Origin of the sequence: Cellulosimicrobium sp. 72-3 (assembly GCF_013127315.1) — a bacterium.
GTDB lineage: Bacteria > Actinomycetota > Actinomycetes > Actinomycetales > Cellulomonadaceae > Cellulosimicrobium > Cellulosimicrobium funkei.
In genome coordinates this window covers 3,677,904-3,698,928 of the sequence record NZ_CP053419.1, presented here as the reverse complement: position 1 = coordinate 3,698,928, position 21,025 = coordinate 3,677,904, and the positions used below count along the sequence as shown (strand labels likewise).

Annotated in this window: 16 protein-coding genes; 11 read left to right on the top strand and 5 right to left on the bottom strand. The window is 75.3% G+C overall.

Annotated features, from left to right (window positions below):
- The first annotated feature begins 130 nt into the window (after nucleotides 1–130).
- From HKK73_RS16525 to HKK73_RS16515, 3 genes are read left to right on the top strand one after another with little or no spacing between them, the layout of a single operon-like run.
- The gene (locus HKK73_RS16525; RefSeq protein WP_137280803.1) at nucleotides 131–1,345 is read left to right on the top strand and encodes an ROK family transcriptional regulator; all 1,215 of its coding nucleotides are present in this window, start codon (nucleotides 131–133) and stop codon (nucleotides 1,343–1,345) included.
- Nucleotides 1,342–2,280, top strand: coding sequence for a ChbG/HpnK family deacetylase (locus tag HKK73_RS16520; protein ID WP_253705679.1), 939 nt, complete (start codon nucleotides 1,342–1,344; stop codon nucleotides 2,278–2,280). Before HKK73_RS16525 ends, HKK73_RS16520 begins: the two co-directional genes overlap by 4 nt.
- Nucleotides 2,277–3,719, top strand: coding sequence for an MFS transporter (locus tag HKK73_RS16515; protein ID WP_171468423.1), 1,443 nt, complete (start codon nucleotides 2,277–2,279; stop codon nucleotides 3,717–3,719). The genes HKK73_RS16520 and HKK73_RS16515 overlap by 4 nt, the downstream gene beginning before the upstream one ends.
- 220 nt (nucleotides 3,720–3,939) lie before the next feature.
- On the opposite strand, the gene HKK73_RS16510 is transcribed toward HKK73_RS16515, so the two are convergent.
- Complete coding sequence (locus tag HKK73_RS16510) at nucleotides 3,940–4,479, bottom strand: MarR family winged helix-turn-helix transcriptional regulator (protein ID WP_081895781.1); 540 nt, start codon at nucleotides 4,477–4,479, stop codon at nucleotides 3,940–3,942.
- Between the two features lie 90 nt (nucleotides 4,480–4,569).
- Between HKK73_RS16510 and HKK73_RS16505 the strand changes: the two genes are divergently transcribed.
- Together HKK73_RS16505 and HKK73_RS16500 are read left to right on the top strand one after the other, a co-directional pair.
- Entirely contained in the window at nucleotides 4,570–5,517 is a 948-nt protein-coding gene (locus HKK73_RS16505) for an LLM class flavin-dependent oxidoreductase (protein ID WP_171468422.1), read from the top strand.
- Nucleotides 5,514–7,853, top strand: a complete 2,340-nt coding sequence (locus HKK73_RS16500) for an LLM class flavin-dependent oxidoreductase (protein ID WP_171468421.1) — start codon at nucleotides 5,514–5,516, stop codon at nucleotides 7,851–7,853. Before HKK73_RS16505 ends, HKK73_RS16500 begins: the two co-directional genes overlap by 4 nt.
- Before the next feature lie 106 nt (nucleotides 7,854–7,959).
- Here the strand turns inward: HKK73_RS16500 and HKK73_RS16495 are convergent, their stop codons facing one another.
- Nucleotides 7,960–9,165 carry a benzoate/H(+) symporter BenE family transporter gene (locus tag HKK73_RS16495; RefSeq protein WP_137280800.1) on the bottom strand — a complete coding sequence of 402 codons (1,206 nt, stop codon included), beginning with the start codon at nucleotides 9,163–9,165 and terminating at the stop codon, nucleotides 7,960–7,962.
- 83 nt (nucleotides 9,166–9,248) lie between these two features.
- Between HKK73_RS16495 and HKK73_RS16490 the strand changes: the two genes are divergently transcribed.
- Nucleotides 9,249–9,947, top strand: coding sequence for a helix-turn-helix domain-containing protein (locus HKK73_RS16490; protein ID WP_253705678.1), 699 nt, complete (start codon nucleotides 9,249–9,251; stop codon nucleotides 9,945–9,947).
- Here the strand turns inward: HKK73_RS16490 and HKK73_RS16485 are convergent.
- From HKK73_RS16485 to HKK73_RS16475, 3 genes are all read right to left on the bottom strand, one after another.
- Entirely contained in the window at nucleotides 9,907–11,190 is a 1,284-nt protein-coding gene (locus tag HKK73_RS16485; RefSeq protein WP_228485085.1) for a PrsW family intramembrane metalloprotease, read from the bottom strand. The two genes, HKK73_RS16490 and HKK73_RS16485, sit on opposite strands and share 41 nt — an antisense overlap.
- Nucleotides 11,191–11,295: 105 nt before the next feature.
- Nucleotides 11,296–11,715, bottom strand: a complete 420-nt coding sequence (locus tag HKK73_RS16480) for a hypothetical protein (protein ID WP_034652356.1) — start codon at nucleotides 11,713–11,715, stop codon at nucleotides 11,296–11,298.
- Nucleotides 11,716–12,412: 697 nt separating this feature from the next.
- Nucleotides 12,413–13,414 carry a LacI family DNA-binding transcriptional regulator gene (locus HKK73_RS16475; protein ID WP_144679847.1) on the bottom strand — a complete coding sequence of 334 codons (1,002 nt, stop codon included), beginning with the start codon at nucleotides 13,412–13,414 and terminating at the stop codon, nucleotides 12,413–12,415.
- Between the two features lie 191 nt (nucleotides 13,415–13,605).
- Here HKK73_RS16475 and HKK73_RS16470 point away from each other — a divergent pair, with 191 nt between their 5' ends.
- From HKK73_RS16470 to HKK73_RS16450, 5 genes are all read left to right on the top strand, one after another.
- Nucleotides 13,606–14,895: an ABC transporter substrate-binding protein gene (locus tag HKK73_RS16470; RefSeq protein WP_043660009.1), complete on the top strand. Its 1,290-nt coding sequence runs from the start codon at nucleotides 13,606–13,608 to the stop codon at nucleotides 14,893–14,895.
- An 8-nt stretch (nucleotides 14,896–14,903) separates the two neighbouring features.
- Nucleotides 14,904–15,932 (top strand): carbohydrate ABC transporter permease, encoded by a 1,029-nt coding sequence (locus HKK73_RS16465; protein ID WP_108050371.1) that lies wholly within the window; start codon nucleotides 14,904–14,906, stop codon nucleotides 15,930–15,932.
- Entirely contained in the window at nucleotides 15,932–16,825 is an 894-nt protein-coding gene (locus tag HKK73_RS16460; protein WP_043657187.1) for a carbohydrate ABC transporter permease, read from the top strand. The genes HKK73_RS16465 and HKK73_RS16460 overlap by 1 nt, the downstream gene beginning before the upstream one ends.
- A 169-nt stretch (nucleotides 16,826–16,994) precedes the next feature.
- On the top strand, nucleotides 16,995–19,445 hold the full coding sequence (locus HKK73_RS16455; RefSeq protein WP_171468807.1) for a glycoside hydrolase family 3 N-terminal domain-containing protein: 2,451 nt from the start codon (nucleotides 16,995–16,997) through the stop codon (nucleotides 19,443–19,445).
- Nucleotides 19,442–21,022 (top strand): glycoside hydrolase family 43 protein, encoded by a 1,581-nt coding sequence (locus HKK73_RS16450; protein WP_171468420.1) that lies wholly within the window; start codon nucleotides 19,442–19,444, stop codon nucleotides 21,020–21,022. The genes HKK73_RS16455 and HKK73_RS16450 overlap by 4 nt, the downstream gene beginning before the upstream one ends.
- The last annotated feature ends 3 nt before the right edge of the window (nucleotides 21,023–21,025 follow it).

Genomic DNA, 21,025 nt, shown 5'->3' with positions numbered 1-21,025 from the left:
GGTGGGAGCGAGGGGCCGCCGTCGACAACCACAGGCAGCGCGGTTAGTCTCCGGCGGGTAGGGAACTTCCCGCCCTACCTGCTCGGCCCGGACATGTCTGCTCGACCACCCACTGCTCGACGGAGACCAGATGGACACCACTCCCGCCGGAACCCCCGCCCTCCTGCGCACCCTCAACGCGCGCGCCGTGCTCGACGTCCTCGGTACCGGCGCGCAGGTCGCCCGACCCGACGTCGTCGCGGCGACCGGCCTGTCGAAGACGACCGTCGCGCAGACCCTGCGCGCGCTCGAGGCGACGGGCGTCGTCACGGAGGCAGGGCTCGACCGGGACCGTCGCGGCCCGGCCGCGACGCTGTACCGGGTCGACCCGGACTACGCGTTCGGGCTGGGGATCGACGTCGCGCGCGACCGCGTGCGGGTCGCGCTCGTCGACGTCACGGGAGCGATCCGTGCCCGCGCCGAGCGGCGCGACGTCAGGCCGACCCCGACGGCGCGCGCCCGCGCCGCCGCCGAGCTGGCCCGCGCGTGCGTGACCGACGTCGAGGCCCGGCTGCCCGAGGGCGCGAGCGTCGAGGTGACGCGCGCCGTCGCGGCGGTGCCGTCGATCGTCAGCCCGGACCACGCGACGATCCGCCGGGTGCCGGGCTTCGAGAAGGGCGGCACGGACCTCCACGACGCGCTCGTCGACGCGCTCGGCTGCCCGGTGACGCTCGAGAACGACCTCAACCTCGCGGCGCTCGCGGAGCAGCGCGACGGCGTCGCGGCGGGGGTCCGGACCTTCGTCGTGCTGGGGCTCGGCGACGGCTTCGGGGCCGGACTCGTCCTCGACGGTCGCCTCCACCGTGGTGCGGCGGGCGGTGCGGGCGAGGTGTCCTTCCTCCCGCACCCGGGGCGGTCGCTCGGCTCGGAGACGCTCGGGGCGTCGTCGATCGCGGCCATCGCGAAGGAGAACGGCCTCCCGGACGACATCGCCGTCAAGGACCTCGTGGACCGCGCCGAGCACGGTGACGGCGCGTCGTGCGACGTGCTCGACGAGGTCGCGGAGCGCATCGGCGTCGTCGCGGCGGCGGTCGCGCTCGTCGTCGAGCCGGAGCTCTTCGTGCTCACCAACCACGCCGCACGCCCGCCGATCGCCGAGCGCGTGCAGCGGTTCCTCGGCGAGAAGCTGGCCGTGCTGCCCGTGCGGGTCGTCCCGTCCGAGCTCACGAGCGACGCCGTCGTCGTGGGTGCGGCCCGGTCCGCGAGCGACGCGCTGCGCGACGAGGTGTTCCGCGCCGCCGCGGCCCACTCCGCGCCGGTCGAGGGCGAGGTCGCCGGCGACGAGCGCGCGGAGGCCGCGTCGTGACCGACCCGGGCGGCCCGCCGTCGGACCTGGTGTCCCGGCTGGGCCTCGCGGACGACGCGCGCGCCGTGATCCTCAACGCCGACGACTACGGCATGTGCCGGGCCGCGAACCGCGCGATCTCGGAGCTGCTCCTCGCGGGGCACCTCGACTCCGCGACCGTCATGGTGCCGTGCGGCTGGGCGCCGGACGCGCTCGCGTTCGCCGCGGCCCACCCCGTCGACGTCGGCGTCCACCTCGTGCTCACGAGCGAGTGGACGCGCTACCGGTGGCGGCCTCTCACGGGGACGGGGACGTCGCTCGTCGACGCCGCGGGGTACTTCCCGCGCGACGTCCGCGCCGTCGAGCAGAAAGCACGTGCCGAGGACGTCGCGGCCGAGCTCGCGGCGCAGCTCGACGCCGCGCTCGCCGCCGGGGTCGACGTCTCGCACCTGGACAACCACATGGGCTCGGTCTACGGGCTCGAGACGGGACGCTCGTTCCTGCCGCAGTTGTTCGAGCTCGCGGCCCGGCACGGGCTGCCGTTCCGCCTGCCGCGCACGACCGACGGGATGCTCCTGCCGCCCGGCGACTTCCAGCCGCTCCTCGACGAGGCGACCGCGGCGGCCGACGCGCTCGGCGTCGTGCTCGTCGACCGCCTGTGGACGCACCCGTTCGAGCTCGCGGGCGAGGGCACGGACGACGCAGAGGCCTACGAGGACGTCCGCGACGGCTTCCTCGACCTGCTGCGCCGCGTGCCGGCCGGCGTCACCGAGATCTACCTGCACCCCATGCTCGACGACGACGAGCTCGGCGACGTCGCCGACTACTCCGCGCCGAAGCGCGGGTTCGAGCACCGCCTCCTCGCCGACCCGGCCGTCGCGGCCGTGGTCGCCGAGGAGGGCCTCGTCCGCGTCGGCTGGCGCGACCTGCGCGCGGTCCAGCGGGGCGAGCGATGAGCGCGCCGTCCGGGACGCCATCGGGCACGGTGCCGAGCGGAGGGCTGCTGGCCCGCGTGCGGGACCGCCGCCTGGTGGGCGCGGCCACGCGCGCGCAGACCGTCGCCTACGGCGCGTCCGCGTTCCCCGCGAACCTGCTGCTCCAGACGTTCTCCGCGTTCGTCGTCTACTTCTACGTCGACCACCTCGGCGTGCCCGCCGGCTGGGTCGCGGGCGCGATGGTCGCGCACGGCGTCCTCAACGCGGTGCTCAACCCGCTCGTCGGCGCGGCCTCCGACCGGCGGCGCACCCGCTGGGGCCGTCGCGTGCCGTGGATCGGGCTCGGCGTCGTGCCGCTCGTCGTCGCGTTCGCGCTCGTGTGGACGCCGCCCGCGCTGAGCCCCACCGGGCTCGTCGTGTGGTTCCTCGTCGTCGTCGCCGTGTACGACGTCGCGTACGTCGTCGTCGTGCTCAACGTCTCCGCGCTGTTCCCCGAGATCTTCCGCACGACGGCGGAGCGCGCCCGCGGGAACGCGCCGCGCCAGATCTTCGGCCTCGTCGGCATGATCCTCGGCACCGCCGGCGCCCCGCTGCTGTACGGGACGCTCGGGTGGACGTGGATGGCGCTGCTCCTCGCCGTCGTGAGCCTCGGGTTCTTCGCGTGGTCCCTCGTCGGCATGGTCGAGCGCCCCGTCGACGTCGCGGCGGTGCGCGAGCGCGAGGCCGCCGTCGGGCTCGGCGCCCAGCTGCGCTACACGTTCGCGAACCGGGCGTTCGTCACCTACGTGCTCGGGTCGCTGCTGCTGCAGAGCACCACCGCGATCGTGCTCGCCGCCGTGCCGTTCTACGTGCGCTACGTGCTCGGCGGGGCGGAGGCCGACGCGACGTTCCTCCTCGCGCCGATCTTCGTCGCCGCCATCCCGGCGATCGTCGGGTGGTCGTGGGTCGTGCGCCGCATCGGCCCGCGCTCCACGATGCTGTGGGTCGTCGCCGTGTACGGGCTCGCGACGTGCCTCTACCTCGTGCCGACCACCGTGCTCGGCGCCGCGCTCGCGGGCCTCGCCGTCGGCGTCGGCGTGGCCGGCCTCATGCAGGTGCTCGAGGTCGCGCTCGCGCAGGTCATCGACGACGACGAGCGCCGCACCGGCCTGCGCCGCGAGGGCATGTACTTCGGGGCGAACGGGTTCGTCGTGCGCGGGTCCGTGATCGTGCAGGCCGTCCTGGTCGCGGCCGTGCTCTCCGCGAGCGGGTACGTCGAGGGCACGGGCGACGTCGTGCAGTCGGACGGCGTCGCGACGGGCGTGCGCCTCCTGCTCGGCGGCGTCCCCGTCCTCATCGCCGCCCTGGCCTTCGTGTGCTTCTGGCTCTACCCGCTGCGCGGTCGGGACCCCGAGGGCACCGACGCCGCCCTCGCCGACGCCGACGCGTCACCGACCGCCGCGGACCCCCTCCCGCGGTAGCCCCCCGCCCCGCGAGGTAGAGCCGGAGTCGCGCGAGGTAGAGCCCCGGTCGCGCGAGGTAGAGCCGTGGTCGCGCGCGAGGCGCACCACGGCTCTACCTCGGCTGACCCTGGCTCTACCTCGGCTGACCCTGGCTCTACCTCGGCTGACCCTGGCTCTACCTCGGCTGACCCTGGCTCTACCTCGGCCGACCCTGGCTCTACCTCGGCGGACCCTGCCTCTACCTGGGCGGGGTGGTGGTGCCGCGGAGGGTGTGCTCGGCGACGGCGCACGGGTCGGTGCTGGCGTCGATGTCCCGGAGGTCGCACGCGACGCGGCGCATGAGGGTGCGGAAGGTGCCGCGCTCGTCGGGCGAGAGCATGTCGAGGAGCTCCTCCTCGGCGTCGTGCACGGCGGCGGCCCACCCGGCGAGACGACGGCGGCCCTCGGGCGTCGCGACGACGCGGCGCGCGCGCCGGTCGGCCGGGTTCTGCTGTCGCTCGACGAGGCCGGACGCGACGAGGTCGTCGACGAGGTACGTCATGACGGTGCGGTCGATGCCGTGGTGCTCGGCGAGCGCGAGCTGCGTGGGGTGGTCGCCCTGCGCGACGGTCACGAGGACCTGGTAGCCGCGCGTGCCGTGCGGGACGTCGTCGAGCGCCTGCTCGACGGTCGCGCGGTAGGCGCGCAGCAGGACGCCGAGGTGCCAGCCGAGGTCCTCGAGGCGGCCGGGGAGCTCGGCCGGGCCGGTGGGTGCGGCGGTCGTCGCGCTCGTGCTCATCCGCTCAGGGTACCGCGGGAATGCGGTTGCACCACCTATCTGTTCTCGATATGTTCTGCTCAACAACGTATCTTGAGATCGCGAGGAGCCATGCCCGACTACGGCCACGACCTGCGCTTCGGGTCCTTCGTCACGCCCACCGCCGCGGCGCCCCAGCAGGCGGTCGCGCTCGCGCAGCTGTCCGAGGAGGTCGGCCTGGACCTCGTGACCTTCCAGGACCACCCGTACCAGGCGGCGTTCCTCGACACCTGGACCCTGCTGTCGTGGGTCGCGGCGCGCACCGAGCGCATCCGCCTCGCGGGCAACGTGCTCAACCTGCCGCTGCGCCCGCCGGCCGTGCTGGCGCGCGCCGTCGCGAGCCTCGACCGGCTCTCGGGCGGGCGCGTCGAGCTCGGCCTCGGCGCGGGCGGGTTCTGGGACCCGATCGTCGCGATGGGCGGCGAGCGCCTCACGCCGGGGCAGTCCGTCGACGCGCTCTCCGAGGGCATCGACGTCATCCGCGGGCTGTGGGACACGACGACGCGCGAGCGCCTGGAGGTGGGCGGCACGTACCACCACGTCGACGGCGCCAAGCGGGGCCCCGCCCCCGCGCACGACGTCGAGATCTGGGTCGGGGCGCTCAAGCCCCGCATGCTGCGCCTCGTCGGCGCGCAGGCCGACGGCTGGCTCCCGTCGCTCGCGTACCTGCAGAGCTTCGAGGCGCTCGCGCAGGGCAACGCGACGATCGACGCCGCCGCCCAGGAGGCGGGCCGCGACCCGAGTGCGGTGCGCCGTCTGCTCAACGTCGGCGGCCGGTTCACCGCCGACGGCGGTGCCGGGTTCCTCCAGGGGTCGCCCCGGCAGTGGGCCGAGCAGGTCGCCGAGGTGACGCTCGAGCACGGCGTGTCCACGTGGATCGTCGGCGGCGACGACCCGACGACGCTCGCCGTCGTGGGCCAGGAGGTCGCGCCCGCCGCGCGCGAGCTCGTCGCGGCGGCGCGCGGCACGGCCGACGGCCCGGCACCGGTCGCACCGACCGACGGCGGGGCCCGCGCATGACCGACTACGGCCACCCGCTCCGGTTCGGCACGTTCGTCACGCCGTCGGCGCAGGACCCGGAGGCGACGGTCGGGCTCGCGCGCGTCGCGGAGGACGCCGGCTACGACCTCGTGACGTTCCAGGACCACCCGTACCAGCCGCGCTTCCTCGACACGTGGACGCTGCTGTCGTACGTCGCGTCCGCGACGGAGCGCATCCACGTCGCGCCCGACGTCGTCAACGTCCCGATGCGCCCGCCCGCCGTCCTGGCGCGCGCGGCGGCGAGCCTCGACCTGCTCTCCGACGGGCGCGTCGAGCTCGCCCTCGGGGCGGGGGCCTTCTGGGACGCGATGGAGGCGATGGGCACGCGTCGGCTCACGCCGGGGGAGTCCGTCGACGCGCTCGCCGAGGCGATCGAGGTGATCCGTGCGATCTGGGGCGAGGACGGCGACGGCGAGCTGTTCGTCCCCGGCCGGCACCACCGGCTCGACGGCGCGACGCCCGGCCCGGGCACCACACGCCGCATCCCGCTGTGGCTGGGCGCGCTCGGCCCCCGGATGCTGCGTCTCGTGGGGGAGAAGGCCGACGGCTGGCTCCCGTCGCTGGGCCGCGTGGGCCTCGACGGGCTGCGCGCGGGCAACGCGCGCATCGACGAGGCGGCGGCCGCCGTCGGGCGCGACCCGCGCGAGGTGACGCGGCTGCTCAACGTGTCGGGCACGTTCGAGTCGGACCCGGGAGCGTCCGGCCTCGGGGGCGCCCCCGACCTCTCCGGGCCGCCCGAGGCCTGGGTCGAGCGGCTCCTGCCGCTCGTCCTCGACGAGGGCGTCTCCACGCTGGTCCTCGCGACCGACGACGAGCGCACCACCCGCCGGTTCGCGGACGATGTCGCGCCCGCGCTGCGCGACGCCGTCGACGCCGCGCGCGCGGAGCGGGGTACCGACACGTCGCGCGTCGTGCCGCTCGCCGTGCGGTCCGCGCGTCGCGACGGCATCGCCTACGACGACGTCCCCGCCTCGCTCGCGGAGCGCGCCGTCGAGCCGGGCGACGCCGCGTACGCGGGCGTGCGCTCGAACTACCTGCGCGGCGGCTCGCCGGGCCTCGTGCTGCGCCCGCGCGACACCGCGGAGGTCGTCGAGGCGCTCGCCTTCGCGCGCGCCCAGCCGGTGACGCGCCGGGTGCCGCTGTCCGTCCGCTCTGGCGGGCACGGGATCAGCGGGCGCTCGACGAACGACGGCGGCATCGTCCTCGACCTCGCCGCGCTCGACCAGGTGGAGGTGCTCGACGACGCCGCGCGCCTCGTGCGCGTCGGCCCCGGCGCGCGGTGGGGCGGCGTCGCGGCGGCGCTCGCGCCGCGCGGCTGGGCGATCACGTCGGGCGACTCCGGCGGCGTCGGGGTGGGCGGTCTCGCGACCGCGGGCGGCATCGGCTTCCTCGGCCGGGCGCACGGCCTGACGATCGACCACGTGCGCGCGGTCGAGGTCGTCCTCGCGGACGGCTCGGTCGTGCGCGCGAGCGACGACGAGAACACCGACCTGTTCTGGGCCGTGCGCGGCGCCGGGGCGCAGGTCGGGATCGTCACGTCGTTCGAGCTCGTCGCGGACGAAGTGTCCGCGGTGGGGTTCGCGCAGATGGTGCACGACGCGTCGGACCTCGCCGGGTTCCTCGAGCGCTGGGGCGCCACGGTGGAGGCCTCGCCGCGGGACACGACGAGCTTCCTCATCGTGGGGCGGCCGCGACCCGGGCAGCCCCTCGTCGCGCAGTCCATGACGATGGTCGACTCCGACGACCCGGACACCGTCCTCGCGCGGCTCCAGCCGTTCGCGGCGATCTCCCCGCTGCTCGCCCGGGCGACGGCGCAGATCGTGCCGTACGACGCCGTCGTCTCGGCGCCCCCGCCCGGCCCGCACGGGGGGCAGGGCGAGCCCGTGTCGCGGTCCGGGCTGCTGGAGCACCTCACGCCGGAGGCGTCGGCGCGTCTCGCGGGCCTCGTCGCGAGCGGGGACACGTACTTCTTCCAGATCCGCTCGACGGGCGGTGCGGCGTCGGACGTCCCCGCCGACGCGACCGCGTACGCGCACCGGTCCGCGAACTTCTCGGTCGTCGCGATGGGGGCGAGCCGGTCCCGTCTCGACGCGCGGTGGGACGCGCTCGCCGACGTGTTCGACGGGATGTACCTCAGCTTCGACACCGACCTGCGCACCGAGCGCGTGACGGACGCCTTCCCGCCCGCGACCCTGGAGCGGCTGCGCGAGGTCAAGCGCCGCGTGGACCCGACGAACGTCTTCCGCGACAACCTGCCCGTCCTCGGGCCGCACCCGACGGACGAGCCCGAGCCCGCCGTCGTCCCGCCGAGGTAGAGCCCCGGTCCGCCGGGGTAGAGCCCCGGTCCGCCGAGGTAGAGCTCCGGTCCGCCGAGGTAGAGGCGTGGTCACGACCACGCCTCTACCTCGCGCTACCAGGGCTCTACCTCGCGCTACCGGGGCTCTGCCCCGGGGTGGGTGCCCGACGGCGCAGCGTGAGGACCGCGTGGACGGCGAGGCCCGCGAGCACGGCCCAGAACGCGGCGCCGATGCCCGCGACGACCGTCCCGCTCGCGGCGACGAGGAACGTCACGACGGCTGCCTCGCGGCCCCGCGGCTCGGCGACCGCCCCCGCGACGGCGGCCCCGAGCGTCCCGACGAGCGCGAGCCCGGCGGCCGCCTCGACGAGCCCGGCCGGCGCGGCCGCGACCAGCGCGGCGAGGCCGGCCGAGCCGACGGCGAGCACCAGGTAGGCCCAGCCCGCGGTGTGGGCGGCGACCCAGCGCCGTCGGGGGTCGGGGTGCGCCTCGGGGCCCGCGGCGAGCGCGGCGGAGATCGCCGCGAGGTTGATCGCGTGCCCGCCGGCGGTGGCGCCCGCGAGCGTCGCGAGGCCGGTGACGGTCATGGTCTCGCGCCACGGTACGCGGTAGCCGAACGAGGCCATGACCGCGACGCCGGGGACGTTCTGCGACGCCATCGTCACCACGTAGAGCGGCACGGCGAGCCCGACGACCGCCTGCCACGACAGCGTCGGGACGGTGAGGTCGAGGCGGGGGACGGCGTCGGCCCAGGCGAGGGTGCCGCTCCCCACGGCCTCGTACCCGACGATCGCGAGCGTGACCGCGAGCGCCGCCGGCGCGGCCCAGCGCGGCGCGAGCCGCAGCAGCACGAGCCACGTGAGCACGACGGGCGCCACGAGCAGCGGCGTCGTGACGAACGCCCGGACGGGCGCGAGGCACAGCGTGAGCAGCACGCCCGCGAGCATCGCCTGGGCGATCGGGGTGGGGATCGCGGCGACGAGGTCGCCGAGGCGCGGCCAGAGCGCGGTGAGCAGCACGAGCCCGCCGACGACGCAGAACGCGCCGACCGCGGCGGGCCAGCCCCCCGCGACCGCGCCCGTGCTGACGAGCAGCGCGGCCCCGGGCGTGGACCAGGCGAGCGTGAGCGGGGTGCGGTGGCGCGTCGTCAGCCAGAGGATGCCGACGGCCTGCGTCACGCACAGGGCGAGGAGCCCGGACGCGGCCTGATCGGGCGTCGCGCCGACGGCGCGCAGGCCGGCGAGCACGACGGCGAACGAGCTCGTGAAGCCGACGAGGGCCGTGACGAGCCCGGCGAGGACGGGGCGCAGGCGCTCCGGGTCGGGTTCCATGCTGCTCCAGCGGACGTGCCGAGCCGTTCTGTTTGCGGAACGCTACCAGAGTGGCCTGAGTCACGGCCGGTAGGCTGCCGCGCGTGAGCGACGGGGGAGCGCAGGCGGGCACGGGAGCGGGCGCAGGAGCGAGCGCGGGGGCGAGCGCAGGGTCGGGCGACGACCCGGGCGGTGGTGCTCCTGCGTCGTCGGGCCGCCGCGGGGACGAGACGCTCGCCGCCGTCGCCGCCCAGATCCGGGCGCTGCGGGCCGAGCGGGGGCTGTCGCTGTCGGCGCTCGCGGCGGCGGCGGGCGTCGGGAAGGGCTCGCTCTCCGAGATCGAGCACGGCGCGCGCAACCCCACGCTCGCGACGCTCTACGCGCTCGCCGGGGCGCTCGGCGTCCCGCTCGCGACGCTCCTCGCCGAGCGGCCGGGGTCGGAGGTGTCGTCGGAGGGCGTCCGGGCCCGCCTCCTCGACGCCCACCACCTGCCCGACGGCACCGCCGTCGAGGTCTACCACCTGCACCTCGAGCCCTCCGCGGACCGCACGTCGCCGCCGCACGGGCCGGGCGTCGTCGAGCACCTGCTCGTGACGTCCGGTCGTGTGCGCGCGGGGCGTCGTGGCGCGGAGGCCGTGGTGACCGTGGGCGACGAGCTGCGCTGGGTGTCGGACGCCGAGCACTCCTACCGGGCGCTCGACGGGGCACCCGTCGACGCGGTGCTCGTCATCCGCACGCCCCCGCGACGCGGCGAGCGGCCCGCTACCGCAGGCCCGGTCCCGGCGCCCACGCGCCGGACGTGAACCCCGACGGCGCACCCGGCGACCACGGGGCCGGCGGCGGCTGCGGGGCCCGGACGAGGAACGCCTGGCGCGCCGTGAGCATGAGCTGCAGCAGCGCGCGCCGCTGCCCCTCGACGCGCCACGCCTCGACGGCGCCGCGCTCGACCCGGTCGTGGAGCAGCGCGAGCTCCGTCGCCGCCTGCTGGTAGTCGCGCATCGCGTGCGCGGCCCCCGCGCCACCGGTGCGGCGCGCCCAGTCGCGCGCCTGGCGGCGCGCGGCGAGCGTCGACAGCATCGCGAGGTCGGCGGGCGTGACGAGGCCCGTCGGGACGTACGGCACGAGCTGGCGCTGGATCGTCGCGACCGTGCGGCGTCGGTCCCGGACGAGCAGGACGACCAGCGTGACCAGCACCCCGAGCCCGGCGAGGTACGCGACCCCGAGCGCGAGCGGGCCGAAGCCGGTCGAGGCGTTCCACAGCATGTGCAGGGCGATGGCCGCGGCGAGACCGCCGAGCGGCGCGAGCACGCGGCGCGGCCCGGGCGGGCTCGTGGCCGCGCTCGCGACGCCGAGGCCCGTGAGCGCCGTGCACAGCGGGTGCAGCAGGGGGGTGACGATCGCGCGCAGCACGAACGTCGGGCCGAGCGTGCCGTCCTGCGCGGCCATGATGAAGTACGTGACGTTCTCGACCGCCGCGAAGCCGAGCGCGACCATCGCGGCGTAGATCACGCCGTCGGTCCAGCCGTCTATCTCGTGGCGCCGGAACCAGAGCATCCCGAACAGCACCGCGCCCTTGAGGATCTCCTCCACGAACGGCGCCCCGAACGACGCGACGACGTACCAGCCGACCTCCTCGCCGAACAGGGGCGCGGTGAGCAGCTCCAGGCCGAGCGTGTTGAGGATCCCCGCGACGAGCGTCGCGATCCCCGCGCCCCACAGGAACGCGACGACGAGCGCGCTCGGCGGCTCGGGCTCGAGGCGGTCGAGCGCGAGCACGACCGGCACCCAGATGCCCAGCGGCACGAGCGCGAGCAGCAGCCCGACCGTGAACGTGCCCACCCCGGACAGCGCCGCGAGCACGAGGCCCACGAGCAGGCACAGGCTCGCGACGGCGATCGTCACGATGACGCCGACGCGCGCGCGGCCCGGCGGCCGGCCCTCGAGCACGGCACGCGGGTCGAGCGGGACGGCGGCACCCGCCGGGCCCAGCGGGTGCGGTGGCTGCTGGGGCGGGGGGACGGCCGGGCCGTGCGGCGGGAAGGTCACGGGCGGTAAGGCTACGCACCCGGTGGGCGACGCGGGAAGGCGTCCGCCCGGCGCGCCGCGCGGGGGCCGGGGGAGGTCGCGCCGCGCGGCGGCCGGGGGGTGGGGCTACGCCGCGACGTCGTACCCGGAGCGCAGGCCGCCCCGGCGGCGGACGGTCGCGTCGTCGGGCACGATCTCGTCCGGCGGGACGACGGCGCCGGCCTCCACGAGCACCCGGCGCCCGACGCGCGCGCCGCTGCCCACCCGGGCACGGTCGCCGACGCGCGCCTCGGGGGCGATGCGGACGTTGTCGCCGACGCGGACGTCACGGCCGAGGACGACGTCCCGGTCGATCCAGGTGCCGTCGCCGAGCCGGCAGCCGTGGCCCACCACGGCGCCCTTCTCGACGTAGGTGCCCCACCCGACGGGCACGGACTCGGGGACGCGGGCGTGGGGCGACACGAAGCCGCCGCCGGTGTGACGGTCGTAGTGCATGATCTCGCCGAAGTCGTTCTCGACCTGGACGCGGCGTGCGAGGCGGGCCACCTGACCTCCTCAAGGTCTGTCGACAGTGGTACTGGTGACATAACGGCGCCGAGGCCCCCAGGATTCCAACACCGCCACCCCACCGGGGTAGAGCCGTGACCCGCGAGGTCGACCCGTGGTCCCGCGGGGTAGAGCCGTGGTCCCGCGGGGTAGAGCCGTGGTCCCGCGAGGTAGAGCCGTGGTCCCGCGAGGTAGAGCCGTGGTCGCCGGGCCGACGGCGGGGGTCGCCCCGCCTTTCGTGTTCTCGCAGGCGAGAACCGCGCGGGCGACCTCCCGCGGCGGCGCCACGGTCGCCGGGCGCGGACCGACCGCCGTCGTGCCGAGCAGGTGGATCGGGCGCGTCCTGGCCGACGGACGAGCCGGAACCGCCTGCTCGCTCTGCCGGGATGGCCTGGTCGGCCCGCCCCCGGTCCCGACGGGCGACCTGGCCGCCCCGGGTGCCCGGCCGACGTCGGGCACGGTCAGCCTGGACGCTGCGGCGAGCCCGCGGCGCCGGGCGTGACCTCGGCTCTACGCCGAGGCACCGCGGCTCTACCTCGGCCGACCAGGGCTCTACCCCGTGGGACCACGGATCTACCTCGGCGGGACCTCGGCTCTACCTCGGCCGACCAGGGCTCTACCTCGCGCGACCTCGGCTCTACCTCGCGGGGCCACGGCTCTGGCCCGCGACGGCGGCGTCGTCCTGCGGGCCGATGGGTCAGACGGCGCGGGTGGTGCCGCGGACGACGAGGGTCGTGGGGAGGCGGACGTGGGGGTCGCGCGTCCGGCCCTCGACGAGGTCGACGATGAGGCGCAGGGCCTCGGTGCCCATGCGGTGGATGGGCTGGTCGACGGTCGTCAGGGGCGGGGTGGTGAGCGCGGACTCGGGCACGTTGTCGAAGCCGATGACGGAGACGTCGTCGGGCACGCGCAGGCCGAGCTCGGCGGCGACCTCCATGGTGCGGATCGCGGAGAGGTCGTTGGCGGCGAAGATCGCGGTGGGTCGCTCGGGGAGCGAGAGCAGCTCGTGCGCGGGGGAGTCCGCGAGGTCGGGGCGGTAGCCGCCGACGCGCACGAGGTCGGGGTCGAAGGCGATGCCCGCGTCGGCGAGCGCCTCGCGGTACCCCTGCTCGCGCAGGCGCGCGGACTCGAGGTCGGGGCGGCCGGCGAGGAAGCCGATGCGGCGGTGGCCGAGGTCGAGGAGGTGCTGCGTCGCGGTGCGGCCGCCGGCGAGGTTGTCGGAGTCGACGGTCGGGGGGTCGGACGGGCCGCGGTGCGGGTCGACGGCGACGACGGGGATCGAGCTGCCGCGCGCGACGACGGTGGGCGTGACGAGGATGGCGCCGTCGATGAGGGTGCCGCCGAGGCGGGACAGGGAGCGCTGCTCCCAGCCGACGCGGTCGTCGCGGCGCAGGCCCCCGGAGTAGGCGAGGAGCTCGTACCCGGTCCCGTCGACGGCCTCGGAGATGCCCTTGAGCAGCTCGGTCGAGAACGGCTCGAACTCGGCGACGAGGATCCCGATGACGTTGGTCTTGCTGCTCCGCAGGCTCCTCGCGACGATCGACGACTCGTACCCGAGGTCGTCGATGACCTGCTGGACGTGGCGGGAGGTCTCGGGCGCGACGCCGTAGCGACCGTTGATCACCTTGGAGACGGTCGCGACGGAGACGCCGGCGGTGCGCGCGACGTCGCCGATCGTGACTCTTCCCGTGGAGCGCATGGGGATGACAGTAGCCGCTGGCGAGGTCGTCCGGAGGCCCGCGCCACGTCGTGTGTAAAACGTTATCGATATCGATTGACACGACCCGGCCGCGCCTGCCAGAGTCGCTACCGGCGGCCCCACAGCGGTGGCGGCCCGGCGCGCTCGAGGCAGCGTGCGCCCCGGTGCGACTCGACGAAGAGGACGGAACGATGAAGTCTCGGAAGCTCCTGACGGCGACCGCCGTCGCCCTGGCGGGCACGCTCGTGCTCACGGCCTGCGGAGGCGGAGGCGACTCCGGCTCGGACGACGGCTCGGTCTCGATGACCTTCTGGCACAACTCCACGACCGGTGAGGGCAAGGCCTACTGGGAGGAGACGGTCGCGGCGTTCGAGGAGGCGAACCCCGGCGTCACGATCGAGATCCAGGCCATCCAGAACGAGGACATGGACGGCAAGCTCCAGACGGCCCTCAACTCGGGCGACGCGCCCGATATCTTCATGGCGCGCGGCGGCGGCAAGCTGGCCGACGTCGTGGAGGCGGGCCAGGCGATGGACCTCACCGACGCGATCGACGACACCACGCGCGAGGCCGTGGGCGACGCGGCGCTCAGCGCCTTCACGGTCGACGGCAAGGTCTACGGGATGCCGGTCTCGATCCTCCCGGGCGGCGTCTACTACAGCGAGGACCTGTTCGAGCAGGCCGGCGTGACGGCGAACCCGACGACGATCAGCGAGCTCGAGGGCGTCGTCGACCAGCTCAAGACCGCGGGCGTCGCGCCGATCGCGCTCGGCGCGAAGGACGCGTGGCCGGCCGCGCACTGGTACTACTTCTTCGCCCTGCGCGAGTGCTCGCAGGACACCATCAACACGGCGGCGAGCGAGCGCAGCTTCGACGACCCGTGCTGGCTCAAGGCCGGCGAGGACCTCCAGGCGTTCGCCGAGACGGAGCCCTTCAACCAGGGCTACCTCACGACCTCCGCGCAGCAGGGCGCGGGCTCGTCCGCGGGCCTCATCGCCAACCACCAGGCCGCGATGGAGCTCATGGGCGCGTGGAACCCCGGCGTCATCGCGTCGCTCACGCCGGACGAGAAGCCGCTCGCGGACCTGCAGTGGTTCCCGTTCCCGGCCGTCGAGGGCGGCGACGGCGAGCCCGGCGCCATGATGGGCGGCGTCGACGGGTTCTCCTGCTCGGCCCAGGCCCCCGCCGAGTGCGCGGAGTTCCTCAACTTCATCATGTCGAAGGAGTCGCAGGAGGCGTACGCCACCGCGTTCCACACCCTGCCCGCGAGCAAGGAGGCGCAGGGCGTCGTGACGGAGCCCGCGCTCGTCTCGATCCTCGAGGCCTACAACGAGGCGCCGTACGTCACCGTCTGGCTGGACACGCTGTTCGGGCAGAACGTCGGCAACGCGCTCAACACCTCCGTGGTCAACCTGCTCGCCGGCAAGGGCACGCCGCAGGACATCGTCGACACGACGAACGCCGCAGCGGCCAAGGAGTAACCGGAGCCATGACCGTGTCCCAGGGCGAGACCTCGCCGAGCACGACGACGCCCGAGGACCGGGCCGGGGGCGGCGCCGGCGCCGTGGCGGGGCCACCCCCGGCCGCCGCGGCGCGGGCCCGCCGCCCGCGCCGCGGCCGCTGGGGCCAGCGAGCCGAGATCGCGGTGCTCGCCGGGCCGGCGCTCGTCGTCTTCCTCACGTTCGTCATCGTGCCCGTGCTGATGGCGGCGTACTACGGCTTCTTCAAGTGGAAGGGCTTCGGCCCGCCGACGGACTTCGTGGGGTTCGAGAACTACCTCACGATCTTCCGGGACCCCGAGTTCCTCGCGGCGCTGCGGCACAACGGGTTCATCGTGCTCATGTCGCTCGTGCTCCAGGGCCCGGTCGCGGTGGTCGTCGCGCTCATGCTCAACCGGCGCATGCGCGGCCGCTCGGTGGTCCGCGTGCTGGTGTTCGTGCCGTACGTGGTGTCCGAGGTGATCGTCGGCACGGGGTTCAGCCTCATGCTCTCGACGACCGGCGCCGTGAACGACCTGCTGGAGAAGATCGGCCTCGGGTTCCTCTCGGTCGACTGGCTCGCCGACCCGGACGTCGCGATCTGGACCCTGCTGCTCATCATCACGTGGAAGTACATCGGCTTCGCCGTGATCCTCTTCCTCGCGGGCCTCCAGGGCATCCCCGACGAGCTGGGCGAGGCCGCCGCGATCGACGGCGCGTCCTACTGGAAGGCGCAGCGTTACGTCACGCTCCCGCTGCTGGGCCCGACGGTTCGCATCTGGGCGTTCCTGTCGATCATCGGCTCGCTCCAGCTGTTCGACCTCGTCTACATCATCTGGGGCCAGTACGTGGCCTCGACGGCGGGCACGTCGACCATGGCGACCTACATGGTCGCGAACGGCCGCAACGCGGGGAACTACGGGTACGGCAGCGCGGTCGCGGTCGTGCTGTTCCTCATCTCCCTCGCGGTGGCGCTCGTGTACCAGCGGTACGTCCTGCGCCGTGACACCGAGGGCGCGATCACGGAAGGGAAGAAGTGATGGCCACCGTCACCGCCGTACCCGCGCCCGAGCGTCCCGCCGGCGTCAAGACCCCGAAGGAGCCCCGCGGCTCCGGCATCGGCCGGGGCGGCCCGCTGACCTACGTGGTCGCGTGGCTGCTCGTGGGCGTGTGCCTCGCGCCGATCGCGTACATCGTCGTCGGCGGGTTCCGCACCAACGCGCAGATCACGGCCGACCCGTCGGGCCTGCCCGACCCGTGGCAGGTCGTCAACTACGTCGAGGTCCTGTCGAGCTCGCTGTTCTGGCAGCAGCTCGGGAACTCGCTCGTCGCGGCGCTCCTCACGACGCTCGGCGTCGTGGTGCTCGGCCTCATGGCGAGCTACGTCATCGCCCGCTACTCGTTCGTGGGGCGCGGGGCGCTCTACGCGCTGTTCGCGGCGGGCCTGATGTTCCCCATGACGGTCGCGATCACGCCGCTGTACATCATGATCCGCTCGCTCGGGCTGATGAACTCCGTGGGCGGCCTCGTGCTCCCGCAGATCGCGTTCGCCCTCCCGACGACCGTCATCATCCTCGTGCCGTTCCTGCGCGCCATCCCGCGCGAGATCGAGGAGGCCGCGTCGATCGACGGCGCGAGCCGCCTCGGCTTCTTCTTCCGGATGGTCGTGCCGCTGTCCCTGCCGGGCGTCATCACCGTGGGGATCCTCGCGTTCGTCGCGAGCTGGAACAGCTACATGCTCCCGCTCTTCATCCTCAACGACGAGACGTCGTACACGCTCCCGCTGGGCGTGCAGGCGTTCGCGTCGCAGTACTCCGTGGACACCGCCCGCGTGCTCGCCTTCACCTCCCTGTCGATGATCCCCGCGCTCGTCTTCTTCTCGCTGTTCGAGCGGCGCATCGTCGGGGGCCTCACCGGCGCCGTGAAGGGCTGACCACGCCCGTCCGCACCCCGCCCCGTCCCGCGCCGCGCGCGGGACGGGGCCACCACCGAAGGAGAACGGTCCCGTGACCGACGTCGTCCCTGCCGTCCCGACGGCACCCCTCGGCAGCCCGACCCCGGGCGCCGACCCCGCGCCGACCCCGCGCCCCGCACCCCCGCAGATGCCCACGGTCTCCGAGCGCGTGCGCACGCTTCACGCGCGCATGACCCTCGACGAGAAGCTCGCGCAGCTCGTCGGCTACTGGCTCGACCAGAACGGCACCGTCGCCCCGATGCAGTCGGAGATGACGGCCGGCCAGGCCGACGGCGGCCGGCTCGCGGAGATCACGCAGCACGGGATCGGGCACTACACGCGCGTGTACGGCACGCGCCCCGTCGACCCGACGGAGCGGGCGGCGTGGCTCTGGGCGGAGCAGCGGCGGCTGCGGACCGGGACGCGGCTGGGGATCCCGGCGATCGTGCACGAGGAGTGCCTCACGGGTCTCGCCGCGTGGCAGGCCGCGACGTACCCGACGCCGCTCGCGTGGGGCGCGTCGTTCGACCCGGACCTCGTCGAGGAGATGGCGCGCGAGGTGGGGGAGTCGATGCGCACGCTCGGCGTCCACCAGGGCCTCGCGCCCGTGCTCGACGTCGTGCGCGACCCCCGCTGGGGCCGCGTCGACGAGTGCGTCGGCGAGGACCCGTACCTCGTGGGCACGGTCGGCACGGCGTACGTGCGCGGCCTCCAGGACGCGGGCGTGCACGCGACGCTCAAGCACTTCGTCGGGTACTCGGGCTCCCGCGCGGGGCGCAACCACGCGCCCGTGAGCGCGGGGCCGCGCGAGCTCGCCGACGTCTACCTCCCGCCGTTCGAGATGGCGGTGCGCGACGGCGGCGCCCGGTCCGTCATGGCGTCGTACGTCGACGTCGACGGCGTGCCGCTGCACGCGAGCACCGAGCACCTCACCGAGGTGCTGCGCGAGCGGTGGGGGTTCGACGGCGTCGTCGTCGCCGACTACTTCGGCGTCGCGTTCCTCGAGGTGATGCACCGCGTCGCGGCCGACCGGGGGGAGGCGGCGGCGCAGGCGCTCCGGGCGGGCCTGGACGTCGAGCTGCCGACGGGCGACGCGTACCTCGCGCCGCTCGCCGAGCGCGTGCGGTCGGGGGCGCTCGACGAGGCGTGGGTCGACCGCGCCGTGCTGCGCCTGCTCACCCAGAAGGAGGAGCTCGGCCTGCTCGACCCCGGCGCCTACGCCGACGAGCCGCCGACCGCCGTCGACCTCGACACCCCGCGCCAGCGCGCGACCGCGCGCCGCCTCGCGCAGGAGTCGCTCGTGCTGCTCGCGAACGACGGCGTCCTCCCGCTCGTGCGGCCTGGGGCCGACGGCGCGACGACCGCCCCGCGGCGCGTCGCCGTCGTCGGGCCGGACGCCGACTCGGCCGAGGCGCTCATGGGCTGCTACTCGTTCGTCAACCACGTGCTCGCGCACCACCCGGGCACCCCGGCGGGCATCGAGCTGCCGACGGTGCTCGAGTCGCTGCGCGACGCGCTCGCCGGGGCGGGCACCGACGTCACGTACGTGCGCGGGTGCGCGGTCGAGGGCGACGACGTCACGGAGATCCCGGCCGCGGTCGACGCGGCGCGGGACGCGGACGTCGCGGTCGTCGTCGTCGGCGACGAGGCCGGGCTGTTCGGGCGCGGCACCGTCGGCGAGGGCAACGACGTCGAGTCGCTCGAGCTGCCGGGCGTGCAGCGACGGCTCGTCGAGGAGGTCGTCGCGACGGGCACGCCGGTCGTGCTCGTCCTGCTCACCGGCCGCCCCTACGCGATCGGCTGGGCCCTCGACGCGGGGTCGTCGCGCGGCGGCGTCCCGGCCGCCGTCGTGCAGGGCTTCTTCCCCGGCGAGGAGGGCGGGCGCGCCGTCGCGGACGTGCTCGTCGGCGCGGTGAACCCGTCGGGCCGCCTCCCCGTGTCGCTGCCCCGCGCGGGCGGCGCGCAGCCCTACTCCTACCTCCACCCGGTGCTCGGCGGACCGTCCGACGTCACGTCCACCGACCCGACGCCGGTGCGGCCGTTCGGCTTCGGGCTGTCGTACACGCAGTTCGCGTACGCGGACCTCGAGGTCGACGCGGCCGTGGCGGCGGGCGGGACGTTCCGCGCCGCGGTCACCGTGACCAACACCGGCGCGGTGGCGGGGGCGGACGTCGTGCAGCTGTACGCGCGCGACGTCGTGGGCTCCGTGCCGCGGCCCGTCGCGCAGCTCCTCGGGTACGCGCGCGTCGACCTCGCTCCGGGTGAGTCGCGCCGCGTGACGTTCCGCGTCCCGACGACGCGCCTCGCGTTCTCCGACCGCCGCCTCGTGCGCGTGGTCGAGCCGGGCGACGTCGAGGTGTGGGTCGGCGCGCACGCGGCGGCCGTCGACTCCGCCCCCGGAGCGGGCGACCTCGGGTCGACGACCGGCGGCGCGATCGTCAACGAGTCCGCGCCGGCCGCCCGGCACGTGGTGCCGGGCGCGGCGACCGCGCGCGCGACGATCGCCGTCACGGGCCCCCTGCACGAGGTCACGGCCGCGGACGAGCGGCTCGTCGCCGTCGAGGTGTCCGCGCGCGTCGAGGCGGGGGAGCGCGCATGACGCGCGTCCCGAACCCGGTGCTGCCCGGGTGCCACCCCGACCCGTCGGTGTGCCGCGTCGGCGACGACTTCTACCTCGTCACCTCGACGTTCGAGTACCTGCCCGGCATGCCGGTGCTGCGCAGCCGCGACCTCGCGACGTGGGAGCACGTGGGGGACGTCGTCGACCGGTCGGGACAGCTCGACTACGACGGCATCCGGTCGTCGGGCGGCCTGTTCGCCCCGACGCTGCGCCACCACGACGGCACGTTCTGGCTCGTGTGCACGCTCGTGGACCCGGACGACGACTCGCGCGGCGGCAACTTCGTCATGACGGCGACCGACCCGGCCGGGCCGTGGTCCGACCCGGTGTGGCTGCGCGACGAGGACGGCGAGCGGGTCGCGGGGATCGACCCCTCGATCTTCTTCGACGACGACGGCCGCGTCTGGCTGCACGGCACGCGCCTCGCGCCCGAGCCGGAGTGGTTCCACCAGACCGAGGTGTGGGTGCGCGAGCTCGATCCCGCGACGTGCACGCTCGTGGGCCCCGAGCACGTCGTGTGGACGGGGGCCGTGCGCGGTGCCGTGTGGGCCGAGGGCCCGCACCTGTACAAGGTCGACGGCACGTACTACCTGCTCGCGGCCGAGGGCGGGACGGACTTCCACCACGCGGTGTCCGTGGCGCGCGCGTCGTCGGTCACGGGGCCGTACGAGGGCAACAAGGCCAACCCCGTGCTCACGCACCGGCACCTCGGGCGCGGGGTGGACGTCGTCGGCGTGGGCCACGCCGACCTCGTGGAGGCGCCCGACGGCTCGTGGTGGGCCGTGCTGCTCGCGATGCGCGTCTACGGCGGCTACCACTACCCGCTCGGCCGCGAGACGTTCCTCGTCCCCGTCGTGTGGGAGGACGGCTGGCCCGTCCTCGCACCCGGCGAGGGCCGCGTGCCCGACGCCGTCGAGGTCCCGTTCGCGAGCCCGGCGCCCCGGACGGCGGTCCAGGGCGGGGCGAGCGGCGTCGTCCGCCCGGACGACCCGCGCTGGACGGCGGTGCGCGCCCTGCCGCGCGACGTCGCGACCCCGGCGGGCGAGGGCTGGGACCTTCCCGTGCGCCCGACGACGCTCGCCGAGCCGGGCGCGCCCGCCTTCCTCGGCGTGCGCCAGCAGCACCGCGACGTCGACGTGACGGTCACCGTGCAGGTCCCGGCCGCGGCGGGGGAGCGCGCGGGCGTCGTCGTGCGGCAGTCCGAGGACGACCACGTGCGGCTCCTCGTCGACGGCGGCCCGGGCGACGAGCGGCGCGTCGTCGCGGTGCACCGGCGCGGCGGCACGGACGCGGTGGTCGGGGAGACGACGGTGACCGCCGCCCCCGGGGAGCCGGTCGTCGTCGGGCTGCGCGTGCGCGGGCAGGACTACGGGCTCGTCGCCGGGCCCGCGGACGGGCCGGTCGTGGACGTCGCGACGGTCGACGGGCGCACGCTCGACAGCGCCGCCGCGGGCGGGTTCCTCGGGCTCTGGCTCGGCGTGCACGCGACGAGCGAGGGCCGCCCGAGCACGTCCGTCGTGCGCGTCGAGCGGTTCGTGTACGAGCCGGTGGCCTGACGC